Genomic DNA, 19589 nt, shown 5'->3' on the forward strand with positions numbered 1-19589 from the left:
TTTCAGCTATAGTTTTATACCCTTCAGTTTGGTTTACACATTAAATAAATGTCAAAATTTTTGCCGAAGTAAAGGCAAATAGTAATTTCAGAAAAAAGAAAACTTATGAAAGCTATAGGAATAACGAAATCTTTACCGGTAGATGATAAAAACTGTTTTATCTCTTTTGAAACCGAAAAACCAATGCCAGAGCCAAAAGATCTTTTGGTGAAAATTCATGCGGTTTCTGTAAATCCGGTAGACTATAAAGTTCGTAAAAATGCAGCAAAGAATACCGAATTAGATGAGCCAAAGATCTTGGGCTGGGATGCAGCAGGTGTTGTTGAAGCTGTGGGTAATGAGGTTTCTAATTTTAAAATTGGCGATGAGGTTTATTATTCGGGAGAATATAAAAGAGCGGGTTGTAATGCCGAATTTCAATTAATCGATTCTAGAATTGCAGGACACAAACCCTCTAATTTATCTTTTGACGAAGCAGCTGCGATGCCATTAACTGCAATCACTGCCTGGGAAGCTATTTTTGATCGTTTAAGACTTCAGAAAAACGGAGAGAATAACAAAAAACTGCTCATTATTGGCGGTGCAGGTGGTGTTGGATCTATTGGAATACAAATTGCCAAAAAACTTACCAATATTGAGGTTATAGCCACGGCTTCTAGAGAAGAAACCAGCGATTGGTGCAAACAAATGGGAGCCGATGTGATCGTAAATCATCACGATCTAGAAAACGAAATGAAAAAGGCCAATATCGAAAATGTAGATTATATTCTTAACTTTTTTGATACAGATATTCATTGGGAAGCTATGGCAAATCTTATAAAACCACAGGGGCATATTTGCTCGATTGTGGAAAATAAGAACCCATTAGACTTAAATAAATTAAAAAATAAAAGTGCTGCCTTTCATTGGGAATTTATGTTTACCCGCTCTTTATTTAAAACTGAAGATATGATTGAGCAGCATAAAATCCTTGAAGAATTGCGTTTACTTTTTGAAGATGGCACTATAAAATCTACGCTTCATAAAACTTTGGAAGGTTTAGATACTCAGGTATTTAGAGAAGTGCACAAGTTGCAGGAAAGCGGTAAATCTATAGGTAAAAATGTTATAAAGTTTATAGGCTAAAAGCACTAAAATTGAAATTATAAAAGAGGATTCCGGTATAGGAATCCTTTTTTTATACTTTTTAAGATTTGGGTTAAATATTACTTAAACCACGGTTTTAGCACGAAATTGGAAGATTGTATACATATTTTCGTATCGAAAAAATTACTGAAAATTTTAATCGATTTAGAAAAACCAGATATAATTAAAGAACGTAGATACCAAAGAAAAAACCAATCTAACAACTAAAAACTATGACGCCCCAAACCTTAATTATCGCAACCTACATCTTAATTTTCCTATTTGTCTCATTTTTAGTATTTAATCACTTATCAGACAAACAGAATAAAATAAAGTCTAAAAAGCAAAAAACTATGGCCGAAGAGTTTAAAGGTCAAAAAGTGCTGATTGATGGAAAATTGCATAAAGAACATAAGCTTGAAATTAAAGAACAATTAGAAGAATGGGATGTAGAAGTTGAACAAAAAATGTCTACAAAAACGGGGATTTTGATCACAGGGAAAAATGCAGATGAATTAGTGATCGAAGAAGCTAAAAGTTTTGGCGCCAAAATATATTCTGAAGAAGCATTTATTGCACTAAACAAAGCTCCGCAATATGTGCTTAATAAAGATGCTAAACCATTAGAAGAAAAAGCCACAGTAAAAGTAGAAAATTAAAAATCTATAAAAGCTAAAACAAAAAATCCCTGTTTAACACAGGGATTTTTTGTTTTATATAAAGTATTTTTAGTCTCTTGCCTTTACAGGATAATCCAGGTATCCTTTTTTGCCAGGTACATAGAATGTATTTTCATCCCAATCTGTTAGTGCTACACCTTTTTCAAATCTTTCTACAAGATCTGGATTAGAGATGTATGGTTTACCATAAGCTACAAGATCTGCGTTTCCTTCCTCGATAACTTTATTTCCTTTTTCTTGATCGAAACCAGCATTGATAATTAAAGTTCCGTTATATAAAGGACGGTAATGCTTTGCGATTTCAGAAACCGCAAATTTATTATCAGAAACATCTGTAAAAGGCTCAGATAAATGTACATAAGCCAAATCGTATTCATTCAATTTATTTACGATATAATCGAATGTTGGGATGGTTTCTTCATCCATTGTCATTCCAAATGGCCCATCTAAGGAAGGATTTAAACGTAAACCTATTTTCTGTTCAGGCATTACTTCTTTAATAGCGTCGATCACTTCAAAAAGAATTTTTGCTCGGTTTTCAATGCTTCCACCGTATTCATCTGTTCTGGTATTTGATGTACCATTAAAAAACTGGTGTAAAAGATAGCCATTAGAAGAATGAATTTCTATACCGTCAAAACCAGCTTCCATTGCATTTTTAGCGCCGTTTTTAAAATCATCGATCGTTTGCTTAATTTCAGCAATCGTCATTTCTTTTGGAGTTACGGTATCTTTAAAACCCTCTGGAGTATAAGATTTTGCGTTTGGATTTATTGCTGAAGGTGCTAATGGTTTTTCGCCGTTATGAAAATCTGGATGAGACATTCTCCCCACATGCCATAATTGGATAAAAATTCGGCCATTTTTTTCATGTACTTTTTCAGTTACTTTTTTCCAGCCTTCAATCTGAGCAGGTTTATAGATTCCAGGTACATTAACATAACCAATCGCTTCATCGCTAATAGGCGAACCTTCAGAAATAATTAATCCTGCTGAAGCTCGTAAAGCATAATATTCGGCTTCATAATCTTCTCGTGGTGCATTTTCAGCATTATCAGCACGGCTACGCGTCATGGGAGCCATCACTACGCGGTTAGGTAATTTTAATCCGTTTAAATTATACTCGGTTAAAAGCGGTTGTTTACTCATAAGTTTCAATTTTGTTTGATTAAAACCACAAAAACGAGGTTTTGTGGCAGATTTCTTTTTTTGCAATTTCTTTCCCTTACTAACAAAATTAAGGGATCGCGACTTAAAATAACATTGATGTATGTTAGCTTTGGCTGTTAAAAATTGTTAAGCTAAATAAGTTCTTTGCGAATCCTGCTTAAGCTTTCTGGCTTGATCCCTAAATAATTTGCGATATGATAGTTTGCTATGCGGTTTTCGAGTTCTGGAAAACGATCATAGAATTCCAAATAACGTTCTTTACTACTTTTTTGAAGACTCGACATAATTCTGCAACGCAAAGCGATAAAAGAATTCATCACTTTAATTCTAAAGAAGCGTTCAAATTTTGGGATTCTGCAATATAATTCTTCCTGGGCATCACGATGAATTGCCAGCAGTTCACAATCTTCCAGGCATTCTACATTTAATCTGGCAGGAATCCCATCGCTTAAAGCTTCGTAATCACTAATCCACCAATCCTCCATAGCAAATTGTAAATTAGCTTCATTTCCCTGATCGTCGCGATAAAAAGCCCGTAAACAGCCTTTTAAAACGAAAAAATTGTAATGCACAAATTCTCCACTTTTAATTAAATAATCCTTTTTGGATAGTTTTACCAGACTTAGGATACTCGTAAATTCAGCTTTTTCATCATCTGTGAGATCGATAATTTTAGAAACGTGATCAAGAATTTTTTGATGCATAAAAAAATGAAGTTTTAAAACGTCTAAAATAGTCGTTCTAAAACTTCAAATCTTACTAGGTTTTAATTTGCATGAAAACCGAAATCTTTATTGGTACCGCCAAAGGGTATAATACCCCGAGGCTTGCCTCGAAATTAAAAATTTGTTTCCAACGAATGCTCGAGGCCTTGCCCCTAGGTAGTTTACTTTCTATACACCAAAGTTGTTAAAGATAGTGATGGTGCAGTGATGGCTGCTGCAGAAAAATTGGTAACCTCTAAGGCTTTGCAATCTTCTGTTTTACTGGTTCTAAAAACTTCAGCTAAAGAATATTGGTTCATTTTATCGAATTTTAGCTTGAAATTTTTAGTTTCATTTGTTTCTTTATTCAGTAAAATGCTTACTATTTCCTCACCATTAGGACTTATTGCAGTAAGTACATTTTCTGTATCTGTATCGATAATTTGATAACCTTGCTTGATAAATCTGGTAACCTGCATTCTTACATAAAGATTTTTCACGATTTCGAATTCTTCTGTGTCAAAATTGGCTTTCATCTGGCACCAGGTAGCATTTTTTTCTTCCATAAGTTGCCAATCTAACCACGCGTCTGGTTTCATAATTTTAAGATCATTAAACATCTTTTGAACCAGATTTAGATTATTTTCCAAAGCACTTTTATATCGCCCTCCTGAAGGTCCTGTTTCAGATTGCCAAAACGGCTTTTGTAGAGTATCTATCCACTTTTTTACAGCTAATCGTTCTTTGTTATTTCCAGAATACGTATGTGTATTTATTTGGCCAACCCAATCGAAAACTTCGCCGTGAGCTTTATAAGTATCTAAAACCTTTAATGTGGCAGCAAGGTTTGTTTCATCTGGCGCTGCGATAATGGTGCTAAGTCCTGTTTCCTGTAATTTAGGATATAAGATCTTAAGAACTTCAATCTGACTTTCAGCATCAAAATGACAACCTTCCTGGCTTCCTTTGTAATACCAGTAAGACGAAGTAGATTCGTTAAAGGGTTCTAGTGTTTTAAAATCTACATCATATTTATCCTTATAATGTAGCACTACATCTAAAAGGTAATCTGTAAAAGCATCATATTGCGAAGGATCTAGATTATCTTTATGAGCTTCAAAAAATCCAGCGGAACATTTACTTTTGGTCATCCAGTAAGGCGCCGAATTAGAGAATGCTTCGAATACAACATCTGGACGAGATTCTTTAATCTTTAGCAATATTTTTCGCTGGCCGGCATCGGCTTTCCAATTATAATCTTGATTAGGTCCATCTTTATAACCTTCCATTTCAGCTCTAGTTCCTTTTCCTTTAGCCATGTGACCACCGGCATGCGCAGGATCGTCACCACCACCAATATTAAATCTGAAAATATTCATATTTAACATTTCTGGAGAGGTAATAATTTTAACAATACTATCTACTTTTTGTTCTTCCCAATCCCCTACTTCACTGGCCCACCAACAAAGAGAACTTCCCCAACCTTCTATGGTTTGATATTTTTTATGGGTATCGATATTTACTTCAATAAGATTTTGGGAGAAGCAGGTGGTAGTAAATAGTATTACTAATAAATTAAGAAGCTGTTTGTGTAACATTTTATTATTTTAAGATGAGCGGCTAAAAATAGAAATTAAATTATAAACGTAAATAATACAATTATAAATTTTTCATTGTTTTATTCGTTTTAAAAAGGATAAATTTGAAGTTTTCTATAAATGATAAAAAATTGTCAAAAAAATATTAATTTATGACTCAAGGTGGCTGATTTTTAATTTTTTATCATTGCTTAATATTCTGTTAATGTGTATTTTTAAAATCTAACGCAAACACCACTTAAAATGAGTTTAAATAGAAGAGAATGGCTAAAAAGAGGCGCATTAGCAATGGGAGCTGTTGCGGTTGCACCCTCAGATCTTTGGGCAAAATCTGTTGCCAATGCACAATCTAAAAACAGTAAGTTTTTATATAATTATAGTAATTCTTTCGATGAATATACGCCACCTAGATTTCCAGACTTAAAAACTGTAAAAGCACGATTGGTTTGGAATGAGAATCCACATGGGCCTTCAAAAATGGCGGCTGAAGCTTTCCAAAAAGCTGTAATGGAAGGAAATCATTATTCCTGGGGTTCTTTAGGAGAGCTTACAAAGCAAATTTCTGAATATGAAGGTGTAGAACCATCAAGTATTTTGATGGGGCCTGGATCTTCAGACCTTTTAGAAAAGACGGCACTGGTTAAATTTCAGCATGGCGGAAATGTAGTTAGCGGTGATCCTAGTTATATGTCTTTAGTTAGTGTAGCTGAAGCTGCTGGCGGAAACTGGAAAGCGGTTAAATTAACTGATGATTATCAGCACGATTTAAAAGCGATGGAAGATGCTATCGATAAAGATACCAAACTGGTTTATATTACCAATCCAAATAACCCTACCGCTACAATGACAGATACTGAAGATCTAAAAGATTTTTGTAAACGTGTATCTAAAAAAGTACCGGTATTTATTGATGAAGCTTATATAGAGTTATCTCCTGAAGGATTAAATGCGAGTATGGCTCCGCTTGTGGCTGAAGGTTACGATATTTTTGTAGCCAGAACATTTTCTAAGATTCATGGAATGGCCGGATTACGAGTTGGCTATATGTTAGGTAATAAAAAATCTCTTGACGAAATAAACAATATTACCCGTGGAGGTATGGGAATTACCGGGCCAAGTATTGCTGCAGCCGCTGCTAGTATGAAAGACGAGGCTTATCTTAAAGATTGTAAAGCTAAGATTGAAGAAGCCAGAAACTATACCACCTCTTATCTTGAAAGCCGTGGAATGGATTATATGCCTTCCAATACTAACTTCGTAATTTTCCCAATAGATATGGCCGGAGATAAATTCCTCGAAAAGATCTATGAGAAGAAAGTTGTTGTAAGAGCTTTTAAATTTTGGGATCAGGATTGGTGCCGTGTGAGTATGGGAACCATGAAAGAAATGAAATATTTTACAGACGCAATCGATGAAATTCTGGTTTAATCTATGGATGTAAGCCTACAAAAAACCATTACGTTTATTCTCTTTATTGGGATAGGATTACTTTTAAAAGTTAAATTTAGTACTAAAGCCGAAGTTGTTGGTATAAAAAAGATTATTCTAAATCTTGCATTGCCAGCAACGATCTTTATCGCTTTATTAGGGATAAAAGTAGAAGCAGATTTATTATTACTTCCGCTATTAGCTTTAATACTAAATGCCCTTCTTTTCTTTGTGTTCCCTTTATTATTACCAATTTTAGGAATAGAAAAAGAGACCCCAAATTACCGTACAGCTAAAATGCTAATCCCTTCATTGGCACCAGGACTTTCCTGTTTTCCATTTGTGATGGAATATCTTGGAGATTCTTATTTGGCTAAAGCAGCCATGGCCGACCTGGGAAATAAAGTTTTTGTGCTTATGATCCTTTATGTTGTTGCCATGAACTGGCATTACAAAGTACAGGAGAAAAAGGCACAATCTGGTAAAGCTAAATTGAAATCTTTAGGAATCGCAATGATTTCTGAACCAGTAAATGTATTTATAGCAGCTGCTTTATTGCTTGTTGGATTTGGACTTAATATGGAATCCCTTCCATTTTTTGCAAGTGAAACTTTAAGCAGATTAAGTTTATTAATGACGCCTTTAGTGTTATTGTACATAGGTTTAGCGGTAAATATTAAGAAAAATCAATTAATTCAGATTCTTGGAGTATTAATGCTTAGAGCCGGATTTGTAATTATAATTACTGGCTTATTAGTAATGTTTGCTGGGATTTCAATTAAAAATGATATTCTATTAATGCTTTCATTTGGCTTAAGCGCTTGTAGCTTTTGGCCCTTTGCCCATATTTCAGCGGTTGATGCGGCTGAGCCAAATGAAAAGAAAAAAACCTTTAATCCTAATTATGCAGTAAGCATTTTAGCTTTGTCTTTTCCGTTGTCCACAATATTAATATTAGGTATTTTATCTAGCGGAAAAATCTTTGCTGAAACAACTAATATCTTCCTTTTAGGGGGGATTTTGAGTGTAGCCGGTTTTGGGTTACCATTTTTTCTTCAAAAAAAAGTGAAGACTACTGAAAAAGAAGAAATTATTAGTGAAAATATGGAAGTATCGACAAGTAAAACTTCTTAAGTCTTAACCAACCAATCTATTTGAAAGAGAAAGACAGTCTATTTTAGGCTGTCTTTTTTGCTTTTAGAGATAATCAAAATCCTTGGGGCAAGCATTTTAGGTATAAAGAGTTTTTTTAAATCACAGGCAAGTCTCGGTGAATTAAAGCCTTAATGAAGGATAAAAAATTAGCCTCAAAAACATCAAATCTGGACAATTATAATTTTCAGTTCGAAAGTTTGAATTATAAAAAGAATTTATTCTATCTCAACAAAGAAAAATGTCCCTTTATTTCTCCAAAATCAGCAATTCTGATTCTGTACCAATATTCACCTTCGGGTAGTTGTTTTCCTTTAAAACTTCCGTCCCATTCAAAACCTTCTCCACTTCCCGTCGTAATTAAACTTCCGTATCTATCAAATATAGCGATCACTGAACCTGAAAAATATTCTACTCCGTTTAAATTGAAGTTATCATTATAACTATCACCATTTGGAGTGATTACTTTTGGTACAACAATATGCGGAAATTCTAAACTCACCACTTTACAGTTTACCAAATCTCTCATAAAAGCAGTATACACACCACCATCAATATTCTGAAAGATGTTTGATTGCTGAAAATTAATTCCGTCTAAACTATATTCAAATTCGCCTTCATTTTGCGGAATGATAATGATATTACGATCATCTGAGTTTACTTCAGCAATTTCAGCATCATCAACAATAGTAACTTCAAAATTTTTAGTACTAGAACAAGATTCTGGTGTAATAATTTCTACAAAGTAATTGCCCGGCCTATCGATTAGAATCTGCGACGAAGTTTCACCGGTACTCCAAATATAGGTATGATTAGGAATTTCAGCATCTAAAATTAATGTACCATCTGGGCAAATTTGTAAGACTTCATCTTCTACCACTGGTGCCTGGCTAATTGTAAGTGTAATTGCTGTACGATCGCTAACTTCACAATCATAATCTTCATAATAAGCTTCAGCGTAATATGTGCCTTCTATTTCTGTTTGAAAAGACGTTCCCTCTCCCACTCTATTTCCGCCAAATTCTGAATCATACCAGGCGATTTGTTGTTCGCCCGTGGCATTAACCATTAATGTGGCCGGCCCAAGATTATCACACCAATCTACATCTCCAGCAGATACCGGTGATGTTGGACTTTCAATAAAACGAATAATGAACTCATCTGAAGCAGAACTACAAAGTGCACTGGATAAATTTACTTGATCTTCAGCTACTTTTACTCTGTAATAGGTTGTTTCGGTAATATTTGAAGCGGTATATTCTTGATTAGTTGCTCCAGGGATATCTGTAAATTCTTCCCCTTCTAACTTAGATTGCCATTGGTAAAAATGATCCTGATATACTGCATTATCAGGAATTGCAGTTAAGGTATAAGTACCTGGAGCATTCTCTTCACAAAGTCCGATTTCCGCAGTTTCGGTTTCAGGACTTTCTATAAGGGTTAAATCTCCACAAGACCTAAAAATAATATCATCTATAGCTAGATCGTTTCCGCAGCCACCTTCTCCATTATTAAAGATTTTAAGGATTACGGTTTCCTGGCCAGGTTCTGTTTGAAACGTTAAACCGTATTGATCCCATTGCGGACTAGTAGTTGAAGCGATATCTCCTGTATCACCGCCATTAATCAATTCGGTATCAGTTTCGTCCCAAATCTCGAACCTTACATTTATAGGGATTCCTCCATCTCCACAAACATTACTTGAACGATCGTAAATATTCATTAAAAATGCTGAAAACTCGTAGGTTGTGTTTTCACATAGATCTGGGATTTCAATTTCAAAAAATAATCCAGCTTCGTAACTGGCGTTTACGATCATTGCATTGCCGTTAGATGCTGTTGTTTGTGGAAAGTAACTATGCCAGGAATCACTCTGGATGTCTAGATTTGATGAAACCGTATAAGAACCATCTTGCGGACTTTGGGATACCAAATTGTAGGTAGTGTATTGCTGAAAAGATTGCCCTGAACCTGAAAAATCAAATTGAAAAATAGGATCACCCTTGCTCCCCTCACAAAATCCCAGTTGTGCAAAGGATGAAAAGGATAAAATAAGAAACAAGAAAGTGAGTGAAAGCTTCATACTAAATCGATAAAGCTAAAAGTAATACTTAGTTTTTAAAGTTAATCAAATTGTGATGATAATTTTAAAAATAAATAAGAATTTGGCCAATCTTGCCCCTCTGTATGTAAGGCTATTTTTACAATTCGGTTTTCAAACTCGTTTGTTAGTCCGTTTTGTAAAATAAATTTCACTGCTTCTTCATAAGACTTATACATCGATTTATAAAAAGCTTCTTTTATCTTAGAGCGATCCTCAGCAAAAGTCTGCGCAATTTCAATATTATACAGCATTAAATCTGCCGTTTTTATAGGATCTACGCCCAATTTTCTGAAATGCTTAATAAATTTTTGAGCTACAGAGCGACGTGCTTTTGCTCGTTTTCTTCTATTTTCAGGGAAATATTCTCTACTTATCTTAATCTTAGCATCTTCAATAAGCTTATGCTCGTTAGGATTAAAAACAAAATTATAGAAAACCTTTACTTCATCTAGACGTTCATATAAATCGATTATTTGCTCTTCAAGATCCTCTTTATCCAGTTCTTTAAGGTATTTTTTTAGTGCTCGTTTACTCATTTTAGATTGAAGTCGTTTTAAAAACTGTTTTTCTAATGTTTTTAGAAATATCCAAAAGCCATTGTAATTGATTAGTAATTAATTGTGCTTCCTGAAGCTGCAAACGCAAATCTTGATCTGCTAATTCTTTACCTTCAGCAATTTCCTGATTTCTTATTTTTACTAATTCTTCATATTTTTCATCTAATCTGGACTTTGCTTCTTTAAGCAATTCGACATTAGTTTTCTTTTGCTTAGCCTGGGCAATTAATCCTTCTTCAGCATTATTTAAACTGTGGAGCACCTGTTTTACAAAAACTTCAAAATCCTTAGAAGCTTCTGTAGTATTGTGGTTTCGTATATATGTACCCATTGAAGCAAGGGCAGATAAAAAAGTTTGATTTAAACTTACCAATCTATAAATTAAACCCAAGTCTTTTTGTTTAGATTTAGGTTCCTGCGTCATACGTTGAAATGCCGCACTAAGATTTCCCATTTCAAGGAATGCTTTTTTACGAGCCAGTTTATAAGTGGTTGGGAGTTCTCCTTTTTTATGATAAAACTTATCGATTTCAAGGAAATAATCGCGGTTTGCCGCAATGCTTGTCGCAATGATGTTTCTAATATTTCCAGATTCCCAGGTGGGCCATAAAAAAAGATTACCTAAACCGGCCAATATCGCCCCAACAAAAGTGTCTATGATTCTAAACTCAATTACTTTTATAACATCTGGCTTTAAAAGGGCATAAATAAAGATGATACTTAAAGTAATAAACACCGCAGCCGTTCTATAATTTCTTTGAATTAAGGAAAAGGCCATTGTTAAGGATAATAAACCTAAAGCACCATATATGTAGGGGTTTTGTGTAATGAATACAATTACAATCGCGATAAATCCGCCAATTAAAGTACCTATAATTCGTTCTTTTGTCCGCGATTTTGTGAGTCCGTAATTTGGTCTCATAATCACGACGATAGTTAAGAGAATCCAGTATGCATTTTGAATAGAAAAAAATGCACCTACAGAAAATCCAATTAAAACAACAATAGCAAGACGTAAAGCATGTCTAAAAATAGGAGAGCCAAAATTGAAGTTTTCCTGTAATGTTTTAAAAGAATACTCTTGCGGAGTGATAAATTTCACCACCTCTTTATGCTTCATAAAAATGGCATTTCCCTGTTTTAGATTATTTACCACACCAAAAATGGTATTAATCTTATGGGATTGCCTTTCCTGATAATCAAAAAGATTATGAAGCATTAAAATATGTTCTCGTTTTTCAGTAATATCAATTTGATCACGATAGCGATTTACGGCCTGACGGGATTTGTCGATATATTCTGAAATTTTATTTTCAGGAACGGGTCTTTTACTTTCTATGGATTTTGAGATTTCTATAAGTTGAAGTCCCAAATAATGGGTTACATCACTAAAAATTGCCAGAAACTCTTTGTCTTTACTAAACAGGTAATCCATTCGCTCATAATTAACAGGATTAGCCATTCCTAATTCCAGAATATCCACTAATTCTATAAAAACCAATAAACGCTTACGTGCGTAATTAGAATTTCCAGATAATTTTCTGGAACTTATTAAAACCTCTCGTAAACTTTCATGCTTTTGGTTGAGTTCATTTTGTAGATCAAATAGCTTTCTTTGTAAATTATCCCTATTTTCTACATTCAGGATTAATTGAGAACGAACCTGTAAATATTCACCTGTTAACTCTAAACATTGCGCTAATAACTGTTCTGTTTCATGCTTTGGATTAATAAAATGCCATAAAACACTTAAAGAAAGATACCATAAACCCCCGGCAGCAATTAGTAGTGAATGTTGCCAAAGCGTCATGGAAGTATCTACATTTGCAAAGCTAAGTACCACTGCCATTAAACCGGCAAAAGCAACCATAGATGCTCTAAACCCATAAACAGCAAGATATGAAATTGCAAATACCATAATTCCCACCACAGGAATTGTGAAATAAATATTGGCAGAAGAATATCCTATAATCATCGAGGTAAGTCCCGCAAGAAACGCCGCTACAATTACCCCAATAATTTTATGTTTTAATGTGCCAATGGTATCGCTTGGGGCGGTAAGCAGGCAACCCACCGCTAAAGGAATACCAATATTAGATAAGCCTAGCGCATTAAAAATCCCGATTGCAGATCCAATACTTATAGTTAAGATCACAGCTTTTGTAAAATCTGTGCTGCGTAAAAACTTTAAAATGGAATACCAAAACTCAGATATTTTCTTTATCAATGCGCCTTTTTTAGGTGATTAGTTTATAGAATGCAAATTTACCAAATTAAGTTTTGTAAATGTTAAATAGAAATTAAAGCCTTTAGTATTAAGCACTATTTTCTTTTAGATTTTAAACTGAATTAGGTATTAAGGATAAATTAAGACTAGCTTTTTGGTGAAGAATGGAGATTGAATTAATTTCAGAAAAAATGATATTATGAATAAGGTAATCACGTTAAAAGAGCGACCTTCAGGAAAACCTGAAGAGAATAATTTTGAGTTTCAAGATGAAGAAAAACCGAGTTTAAGCGACGGTGAAATTCTGCTAAAATCTAAATACATTTCAGTAGATCCCTATTTGCGCGGAAGAATGCGCGATGTTGATTCCTATATCCCGCCCTTTCAATTAAATGAAGCATTGTCTTCTATGGTTGTTGCTGAAATAATTGAATCAAAAAATAAGGATTTTCAGCAGGGAGATTATGTAAGCGGAATGTTAGATTGGAAACAATTTCAGAAGCATTCAGGTAAAGGATTAAATAAAATTACTAATAAAAATGTACCGCTTTCAGCTTATCTCGGAGTTTTAGGCTTAACTGGATTAACCGCATATTTAGCTTTAGAGAATATTGGGAAATTAAAAGAAGGTGAAACGCTTTTAGTTTCTGGTGCTGCCGGTGCTGTAGGAAGCATTGTTGGGCAGATTGGGAAAATTAAAGGCTGCCGTGTAGTTGGAATTGCCGGAACCGATGAAAAAATAGCACACATTAAAGATGATTTTGGATTTGATGCCGGTATCAATTATAAAACTACTAAAGATATGACCAAAGCCATTGCAGAAAATTGTCCAGATGGCGTAGATGTTTATTTTGATAATGTAGGAGGCGAAATCTTAGATTCGGCAATGCAGAATATCAATGATTTTGCTAGAATCATTAATTGCGGAGCCATTTCGATTTATAATAAAGAAGAAGTTCCTACCGGAATGCGTTTAGAAGGAATCATGGTAAAGAAACGTGCATTAATGCAGGGATTTATTGTTAGAGATCATGTAGATGAATTTCAGCACGCCATAAAACAGTTGGGAAGCTGGCTTGCAGATGATAAGCTGAAATTCGATGAAACAAAACGTGAAGGATTCGAAAATGTTCCAAAAGCCTTTATTGAAATCTTTGAAGGTAAAAACACCGGTAAAATGCTGGTTGAAGTTTAAGTAAAATCATACTTTAGAGTAAACTACCAAGTTGTATTTTACCCGTTAGCAGTGCCAATAAAAAAGCCTCCTAAAAACAGGAGGCTTTTTTATACAATTTCAACACAAGTTTTTATTGCTCCTGTGAAGTTGGCATCACGTAAACTTCGTTGATATTTGCCCTTCCGGGTTGTGAAAGTGCATAATAAATCGCTTCAGCAATATCTTCAGATTCAAGCGGAGTAAGACTTTCTAAACTTGATACAAATCCTTCTTTAATTTCTTCATCGGTAATGGTATCGGTTAATTCTGTTGCAACCGCACCAGGCTCTATAGATGTTGCTTTAATCCCAAAATTTGGTGCAAGCTCCATTCGTAAACCTTCCGTAAACATTTTTACAGCTGCTTTGGTCGCACAATAAACTGCTCCGCCTGGATAAATCTTATTTCCTGCAGAAGAGGAAATATTAATGATATGACCAGATTTTTGTTCTTTCATTGTGGGTAAAACCGCAGCAACTCCATTTAGAACACCTTTAATGTTTACATCTACCATTGTGTTCCACTCGTCTGTATGTAGGTTTTTTACGTAAGAAAGCGGCATTAAACCTGCATTGTTCACTAAAGCATCGATGCTTCCAAAAGCACTTTTAGTCTCGCTCACAATTTTTTCAAAATCTTCTTTTTTGGTAACATCGGCAGTAACAACTAAGGCTTTACCGCCATCTTTTTCGATATCTTCTTTTAGTGATTTTAATCGCTCTTCTCTTCGAGCAGAAATCACGACATTCGCACCTTCTTTTGCTAATTTTTTAGCGGTGGCCTCTCCTATTCCACTAGAAGCTCCGGTAATGATCACTGTTTTTCCTTCAATATTCATAACATGTTTTATTTGGTTCAGCTTGAAGATAATCACAACAAATCTTCATCCCAAATAAGCTTTTTAGTTTTAGCGGAGATTTAACGCTGCTGAGCAAATCTTGTTAAGAATTTTAATTCTGTTGAATTATATTGAAATCTGTATCTAAAAATCTTTATTCTGAAAAAGACAGATATTCTTTAATTTCTGAAACTGTTTTTCTAGCCGAACGCGCCACGCCAATCAAAGTCGCTGAAGCAAAACCCGTCCATTGTCCGAATCCTACAAGCCATAAACCATCAACATCTTTAGCCGCCGTTCCATTGGTTGCTATTTGCCCATTTTGTTGAATTTCAGTCAGATTTTTTAGATAATCTGTAGCGTAACCAAATCCTGTGCACCAAATAATGACGTCGAAATCTTCATAATTTCCATCATCCCATTTTACGCCAATTTCAGTAATAGAATGGATGCTATTAAATTCGGTATAAACTCCGCGATCCCTGGCTTCTTTTACCTGCGGGACCATAACGATACTACCAATATTGTAGTTTTTCGGTCTAAATTCTTTTCCCTGTTGCTTTGCTTTATATTTTGCTGAAGCCTGATCGAAAAGATCTTTACCATCTACATCATCAGGTAAAAATTGGGGCTCATTTTTTACGGCCCATTTTGTTTTGGTCACTTTTGAAACCTGCGCTAAGATTTGAGCACCACTATTCCCCTCGCCCACTATTAAAACTTTTTTATTACTGAAATCTTCCGCTTTTCGATACTGTGAGGAATGAAGTTGAATTCCTTTAAAGGAGTTTTTTCCATTTACTTCAGGAATAATAGGTTTAGATTGCGTACCTGTAGCTGCGATCACTACTTTGGTTTTGAATTTTTTCTGTTCACTTTTCAGAAGAAATAATCCAGCTTCTTTTTTGATATTGTTGATTTTAACGCCTCTTTTTATTGGGAAATCAAAGCGTTTTTCATACTGGCACAAATATTCTATAGCTTCTTCTTTGGTAGGATATTCATTTTTAGTTTTCGGCATTAACCAGCCGGGTAACGAGCTATGCTGTGCGGCAGAAAATAAGTCTAAATTTTGCCAATTTTGGCTCCAGGAACCACCACAATACTTATTGGCGTCTATAATTAGATATTTCAGTGAAGTTTTTCTAAGATAATAGGCACAGGCAAGTGCACTTTGGCCACCTCCAACGATTATTACGTCATAAATCATCTAACAGCAATCCTTTCCGCAGATATCCTGCTGAAAAAATGTTGCCAATAAATCACGAATTTCGCTCCATTTTTCTTCGTCTATACAATAGCAAACGCGAGTTCCCTCGATATCTCCTTTTATAATGCCGATATTCTTTAATTCTCGAAGGTGTTGTGAAATTGTTGGCTGTGCAAGACCAATTTCAGTAACTAAATCACCACAAATACAGCTTTTTGCTTTAATAATTTGTTGAAGGATGGCAATTCTTGCCGGATGACCTAAAACTTTAGCTACGCTGGCAATTTGATTCTGACTTTCGCTAAAAATTTCTGATTTTGTAACTCCCATAACCCAATTTTAATTGCAATATTACGATAATTATAGCATCAAAAAAAGCCGCAAAAATTAGCGGCTTTTCTTTACAATATCGATGTGTACCTTATTTTTTTGGTGGTGTAGATGGTCTTACCTCTATTTTACTTGGTAATGTTCTTGGATTCATTTTCATTAAATCTACCACTAATTCACCAATATCTTCTTTTTGGATTTTCCATGCATCATTTTCGCTAGGTGTATGACCATTAAAATGTGTTGCCACAGATCCTGGCATAATGGTACTTACTTTTACTCCTTTTTGTCGCAAATCTAACATTACAGCCTGCGAAAAACCGGTTACTCCAAATTTACTGGCGTTGTAAGCAGCGCCACCAGCAAAGAAGTTGGTTCCTGCAAGACTAGAAATAGTAATAATATATCCTTCAGTTTTAATTAACTCGGCCAAAGAAGATTTTACACTATAAAATACACCGGTAAGATTTGTTTCGATTGTAGCATTCCATTCTTCTGGCGTCATGTCTTCTATAGAAGTAAATTTTCCAACTCCTGCATTTGCTACTAAAAGATCTATCTTTCCGAATTTATCTACAGCTGCTTTTACGGCTTGTTGCTGACTTTCGTAACTTCTTACATCGGCTTCTAAACCTATAATTTCGCCTTTACCTGCTAATTCTTTTGCTGCTTCTTCTGCAGCTTCTAAAGAACGGCTGGTTATAGCCACTTTAAATCCTTCGTTAAGTAAAGCTTCAGCTACACCGTAACCAATACCTTTACTTCCGCCTGTAATAAATGCAACTTTTCCTTCTAAAGAACTCATAGTATTTTTATTTTTCAATTTTTAATTATGCTCAAAACTAAAGCTAATAAAGTACGTATGGCGTATAAAATTAAAATTGGTAATTAATTGTTAATTTTAAATCTAAAACCTTTATTAATTTTGGTGTTAAATAGTTTCAGAACTAGCATAAAAAAGTATTTTTGCAAAAACTTGAATTCTTACTACTACAAATAAATACACTGATAATTTGAAACCTTTAGAAAACATAAAAGCTCAGAAGCTGCTTAATAAGATTCAGCGTGATTTAATGAGAAACGGTATTATCACCAATACGCTAATTGAAGATTTAAAAGAACTTAGAACTTACGTAGTTGACGAAGGACAACCGCTACTAGCCAAAGTAATTAGATTAACTTTTGAGCATGTAGAAGAATATCAGTCATTTAACATCGCTATTCCAGAGGACGATCCTATCGAGGATGATGAAGAAAACCAGGAAGTTCGCGTTGAAGATGAAGTGACAGGACAGGAAAGCCTTGCGTACCTATTTTCTTTGATGGAAGATCATACCAATAAGGTGAACGAGATCGAGCTTAGAGACTACATTCAGGCTTTTACAGAATACGCTGAAGAGAACTAATATTTTCTCTTTACTTAGTTGAAATCTGGAAACCCCAGATGAATTACTTAAATGATTGCTGATGAAGAAAGATGCGAAGTCTAGAAAGAAATCGAGACTGCGCTTAATGCACCAATATTACAAATACACAGGTTTTTACAGCTTTGTTTGGAAAAGCATTAAAAAAGCTATAATTCCTATTTTGTTATTTGTTGGTGCTTTATTTGCTTTAGATCGTTTTGTGCTTGATATAGAAGAAACATTGGTAATGGTGACTGAAACCTATTCGCCAATTGTAATCTTAAGCATCTTTTTTGCCAGCGAATCACTTTTAGGACTTATACCTCCTGAGTTATTTATTGCATGGGCCGGTAAATCTGCCAGCCCTATTTTATACCTTTCTTTTTTAGCAGTAGCTTCTTATGTTGGTGGGATTGTTTCTTACTACATAGGTAGAGGAATTACTAAAATCCCAAGCGTACATGAAGCGATGGAATTGAAACTGGCGCAGCATATTAAGAATACACGAAAATGGGGTGGATTTTTAATTATCGTTGGTGCCCTATTACCCATTCCTTTTTCGATAACCAGTATTGCTGCCGGAATCATTAATTTTCCGTTTAGTAGCTATTTAATGTTTGGTTTACTTCGTTTTGTGCGTTTTTACCTTTATGCGCTTGTAATCTTTGAAATGGTTTAAGACTTTATAACATTTTGTACAAGAACTAATTAAACTTGTGCTAAATATTTGTAAGAGGCCTTTTTGTTGAAGTATTTTAGACCTAACCAACTAAAAAACTTATCTAAATGGACTCAAAATTAAAGAAGATTGCACGTACTGGATATGTTGCAAAAGGATCTGTATATGCAATTACAGGTGCACTTACTTTCCTTGCCGCATTTAATCTTGGCGGCCAAAAAGCCGGTAAATTTCAGGCTCTAGATTTCCTAGAAAAACAAGCTTATGGTAATGCCATTCTTATTGTAATGGCTATTGGTCTCTTATGTTATGTGATATGGAGAGCAATTCAGGTTTTTCAGGATCCAGAAAATATTGGTAGCGATAAAAAAGGAAAAGTAAAAAGAGCCGCTTTTGGTGTAAGTGCACTCATATATTTAGCTTTGGCGATTTCAGCTTTAATGAAAGTAATTAATGCGGGTGGCTCTGGAAGTAGTGGAAGCCAAAGTCCTGGGTTTATGACGGGCCAAATTGGAGTTATCATTTTTGCAGCAATTGGCATTGCAGTAATTGGTGCAGGAATAAATCAAATGAAAAAAGCCTACACAAAAAGTTTTCTTACCAAATTCGATTATAAATCTATTTCAGAAGAGAAAAGAAGAAAAACTATTAAGAATACCGGATTAATGGGATTAATTGCACGCGGAGTGATATTCTTCATTTTGGGATACTTTTTTATTAGAGCCGCTGTAGAATCTAATACTTCGGAGATTAAAAGTACAACCGATGCTTTTTCATTCCTGCAAAGTTCATCTTATGGGCAATACTTACTTGGTGCTGTTGCAGCTGGATTAGTATGCTACGGAATTTATATGTTTATGATGGCAAAATACAGAAAGTTTAAAGCTTAAGTTAAAGTGAGTTAAACTAATTAAAAGTATTTAAGATAGTTAATAGAAGAGTATTACATTGCTTTAAAATGAATAACTAACCAAAAAATTAAACGATGTCTATTCTAACAATTGTATTGAATATTTTATTACCACCACTTGCTGTTTACATGAAACATGGTGTTGGAACAACTTTATTAATTAGTATAGTTCTAACCATTATTGGCTGGATTCCTGGAGTAATTCATGCATTTTTGGTAAATGGAACCAGGTAATATTAATTTCTGAAGAAAATA

19 protein-coding genes are annotated in these 19589 nt (G+C 34.5%); 9 read left to right on the forward strand and 10 right to left on the reverse strand.

Annotated features, from left to right (window positions below; all coding sequences use genetic code 11):
• The first annotated feature begins 105 nt into the window (after positions 1-105).
• Both IIF7_RS05765 and IIF7_RS05770 read left to right on the forward strand, forming a co-directional pair.
• Positions 106-1125, forward strand: a complete 1020-nt coding sequence (locus tag IIF7_RS05765; protein ID WP_084840728.1) for a zinc-binding alcohol dehydrogenase family protein — start codon at positions 106-108, stop codon at positions 1123-1125.
• A gap of 233 nt (positions 1126-1358) precedes the next feature.
• Positions 1359-1784, forward strand: coding sequence for a hypothetical protein (locus tag IIF7_RS05770; RefSeq protein ID WP_176218903.1), 426 nt, complete (start codon positions 1359-1361; stop codon positions 1782-1784).
• A gap of 69 nt (positions 1785-1853) precedes the next feature.
• Here IIF7_RS05770 and IIF7_RS05775 read toward each other — a convergent pair whose 3' ends face one another.
• The 3 genes from IIF7_RS05775 to IIF7_RS05785 form a co-directional block, all read right to left on the reverse strand.
• Complete coding sequence (locus IIF7_RS05775; RefSeq protein WP_084840730.1) at positions 1854-2954, reverse strand: alkene reductase; 1101 nt, start codon at positions 2952-2954, stop codon at positions 1854-1856.
• 152 nt (positions 2955-3106) lie between these two features.
• Positions 3107-3679 carry a Crp/Fnr family transcriptional regulator gene (locus tag IIF7_RS05780; RefSeq protein ID WP_084840731.1) on the reverse strand — a complete coding sequence of 191 codons (573 nt, stop codon included), beginning with the start codon at positions 3677-3679 and terminating at the stop codon, positions 3107-3109.
• A 182-nt stretch (positions 3680-3861) separates the two neighbouring features.
• A complete protein-coding gene (locus IIF7_RS05785) occupies positions 3862-5277 on the reverse strand; it encodes a glycoside hydrolase family 30 protein (RefSeq protein WP_084840732.1) in 1416 nt (471 codons plus the stop codon).
• A 243-nt stretch (positions 5278-5520) separates the two neighbouring features.
• Here IIF7_RS05785 and IIF7_RS05790 point away from each other — a divergent pair, with 243 nt between their 5' ends.
• Positions 5521-6705, forward strand: coding sequence for a pyridoxal phosphate-dependent aminotransferase (locus IIF7_RS05790; protein WP_084840733.1), 1185 nt, complete (start codon positions 5521-5523; stop codon positions 6703-6705).
• Between the two features lie 3 nt (positions 6706-6708).
• Positions 6709-7839, forward strand: coding sequence for an AEC family transporter (locus IIF7_RS05795; protein ID WP_084840734.1), 1131 nt, complete (start codon positions 6709-6711; stop codon positions 7837-7839).
• A gap of 241 nt (positions 7840-8080) precedes the next feature.
• On the opposite strand, the gene IIF7_RS05800 is transcribed toward IIF7_RS05795, so the two are convergent.
• The 3 genes from IIF7_RS05800 to IIF7_RS05810 are packed head-to-tail and all read right to left on the reverse strand — an operon-like array spanning position 8081 to position 12745.
• Positions 8081-9940 (reverse strand): T9SS type B sorting domain-containing protein, encoded by a 1860-nt coding sequence (locus IIF7_RS05800; RefSeq protein ID WP_084840735.1) that lies wholly within the window; start codon positions 9938-9940, stop codon positions 8081-8083.
• Positions 9941-9981: 41 nt separating this feature from the next.
• Positions 9982-10497: a DUF6155 family protein gene (locus IIF7_RS05805; protein ID WP_084840736.1), complete on the reverse strand. Its 516-nt coding sequence runs from the start codon at positions 10495-10497 to the stop codon at positions 9982-9984.
• A 1-nt stretch (position 10498) separates the two neighbouring features.
• The gene (locus IIF7_RS05810; protein WP_245801545.1) at positions 10499-12745 is read right to left on the reverse strand and encodes an FUSC family protein; all 2247 of its coding nucleotides are present in this window, start codon (positions 12743-12745) and stop codon (positions 10499-10501) included.
• A 199-nt stretch (positions 12746-12944) separates the two neighbouring features.
• On the opposite strand from IIF7_RS05810, the gene IIF7_RS05815 reads away from it, so the two are divergent.
• Positions 12945-13940 carry an NADP-dependent oxidoreductase gene (locus IIF7_RS05815; RefSeq protein WP_084840737.1) on the forward strand — a complete coding sequence of 332 codons (996 nt, stop codon included), beginning with the start codon at positions 12945-12947 and terminating at the stop codon, positions 13938-13940.
• A gap of 112 nt (positions 13941-14052) precedes the next feature.
• On the opposite strand, the gene IIF7_RS05820 is transcribed toward IIF7_RS05815, so the two are convergent.
• The 4 genes from IIF7_RS05820 to IIF7_RS05835 all read right to left on the reverse strand — a co-directional run bounded on the left by IIF7_RS05820 (position 14053) and on the right by IIF7_RS05835 (position 17144).
• Positions 14053-14799 (reverse strand): SDR family oxidoreductase, encoded by a 747-nt coding sequence (locus IIF7_RS05820; RefSeq protein ID WP_084840738.1) that lies wholly within the window; start codon positions 14797-14799, stop codon positions 14053-14055.
• 154 nt (positions 14800-14953) lie between these two features.
• Positions 14954-16009 carry an ArsO family NAD(P)H-dependent flavin-containing monooxygenase gene (locus IIF7_RS05825; RefSeq protein WP_084840739.1) on the reverse strand — a complete coding sequence of 352 codons (1056 nt, stop codon included), beginning with the start codon at positions 16007-16009 and terminating at the stop codon, positions 14954-14956.
• Positions 16010-16339, reverse strand: coding sequence for an ArsR/SmtB family transcription factor (locus IIF7_RS05830; protein ID WP_084840740.1), 330 nt, complete (start codon positions 16337-16339; stop codon positions 16010-16012).
• A gap of 91 nt (positions 16340-16430) precedes the next feature.
• Positions 16431-17144 carry an SDR family oxidoreductase gene (locus tag IIF7_RS05835; protein WP_084840741.1) on the reverse strand — a complete coding sequence of 238 codons (714 nt, stop codon included), beginning with the start codon at positions 17142-17144 and terminating at the stop codon, positions 16431-16433.
• Between the two features lie 208 nt (positions 17145-17352).
• Between IIF7_RS05835 and IIF7_RS05840 the strand changes: the two genes are divergently transcribed.
• The 4 genes from IIF7_RS05840 to IIF7_RS05855 all read left to right on the forward strand — a co-directional run bounded on the left by IIF7_RS05840 (position 17353) and on the right by IIF7_RS05855 (position 19568).
• Positions 17353-17745 carry a hypothetical protein gene (locus IIF7_RS05840; RefSeq protein ID WP_084840742.1) on the forward strand — a complete coding sequence of 131 codons (393 nt, stop codon included), beginning with the start codon at positions 17353-17355 and terminating at the stop codon, positions 17743-17745.
• 61 nt (positions 17746-17806) lie between these two features.
• Entirely contained in the window at positions 17807-18424 is a 618-nt protein-coding gene (locus IIF7_RS05845; protein WP_084840743.1) for a YqaA family protein, read from the forward strand.
• 107 nt (positions 18425-18531) lie between these two features.
• Positions 18532-19314 carry a DUF1206 domain-containing protein gene (locus IIF7_RS05850; protein ID WP_084840744.1) on the forward strand — a complete coding sequence of 261 codons (783 nt, stop codon included), beginning with the start codon at positions 18532-18534 and terminating at the stop codon, positions 19312-19314.
• Between the two features lie 95 nt (positions 19315-19409).
• Positions 19410-19568, forward strand: coding sequence for a YqaE/Pmp3 family membrane protein (locus tag IIF7_RS05855; RefSeq protein ID WP_084840745.1), 159 nt, complete (start codon positions 19410-19412; stop codon positions 19566-19568).
• Positions 19569-19589: the final 21 nt, after the last annotated feature.

It is taken from the genome of Zunongwangia atlantica 22II14-10F7, from assembly GCF_002094855.1.
In the GTDB taxonomy this organism is placed as follows: Bacteria; Bacteroidota; Bacteroidia; order Flavobacteriales; family Flavobacteriaceae; genus Zunongwangia; species Zunongwangia atlantica.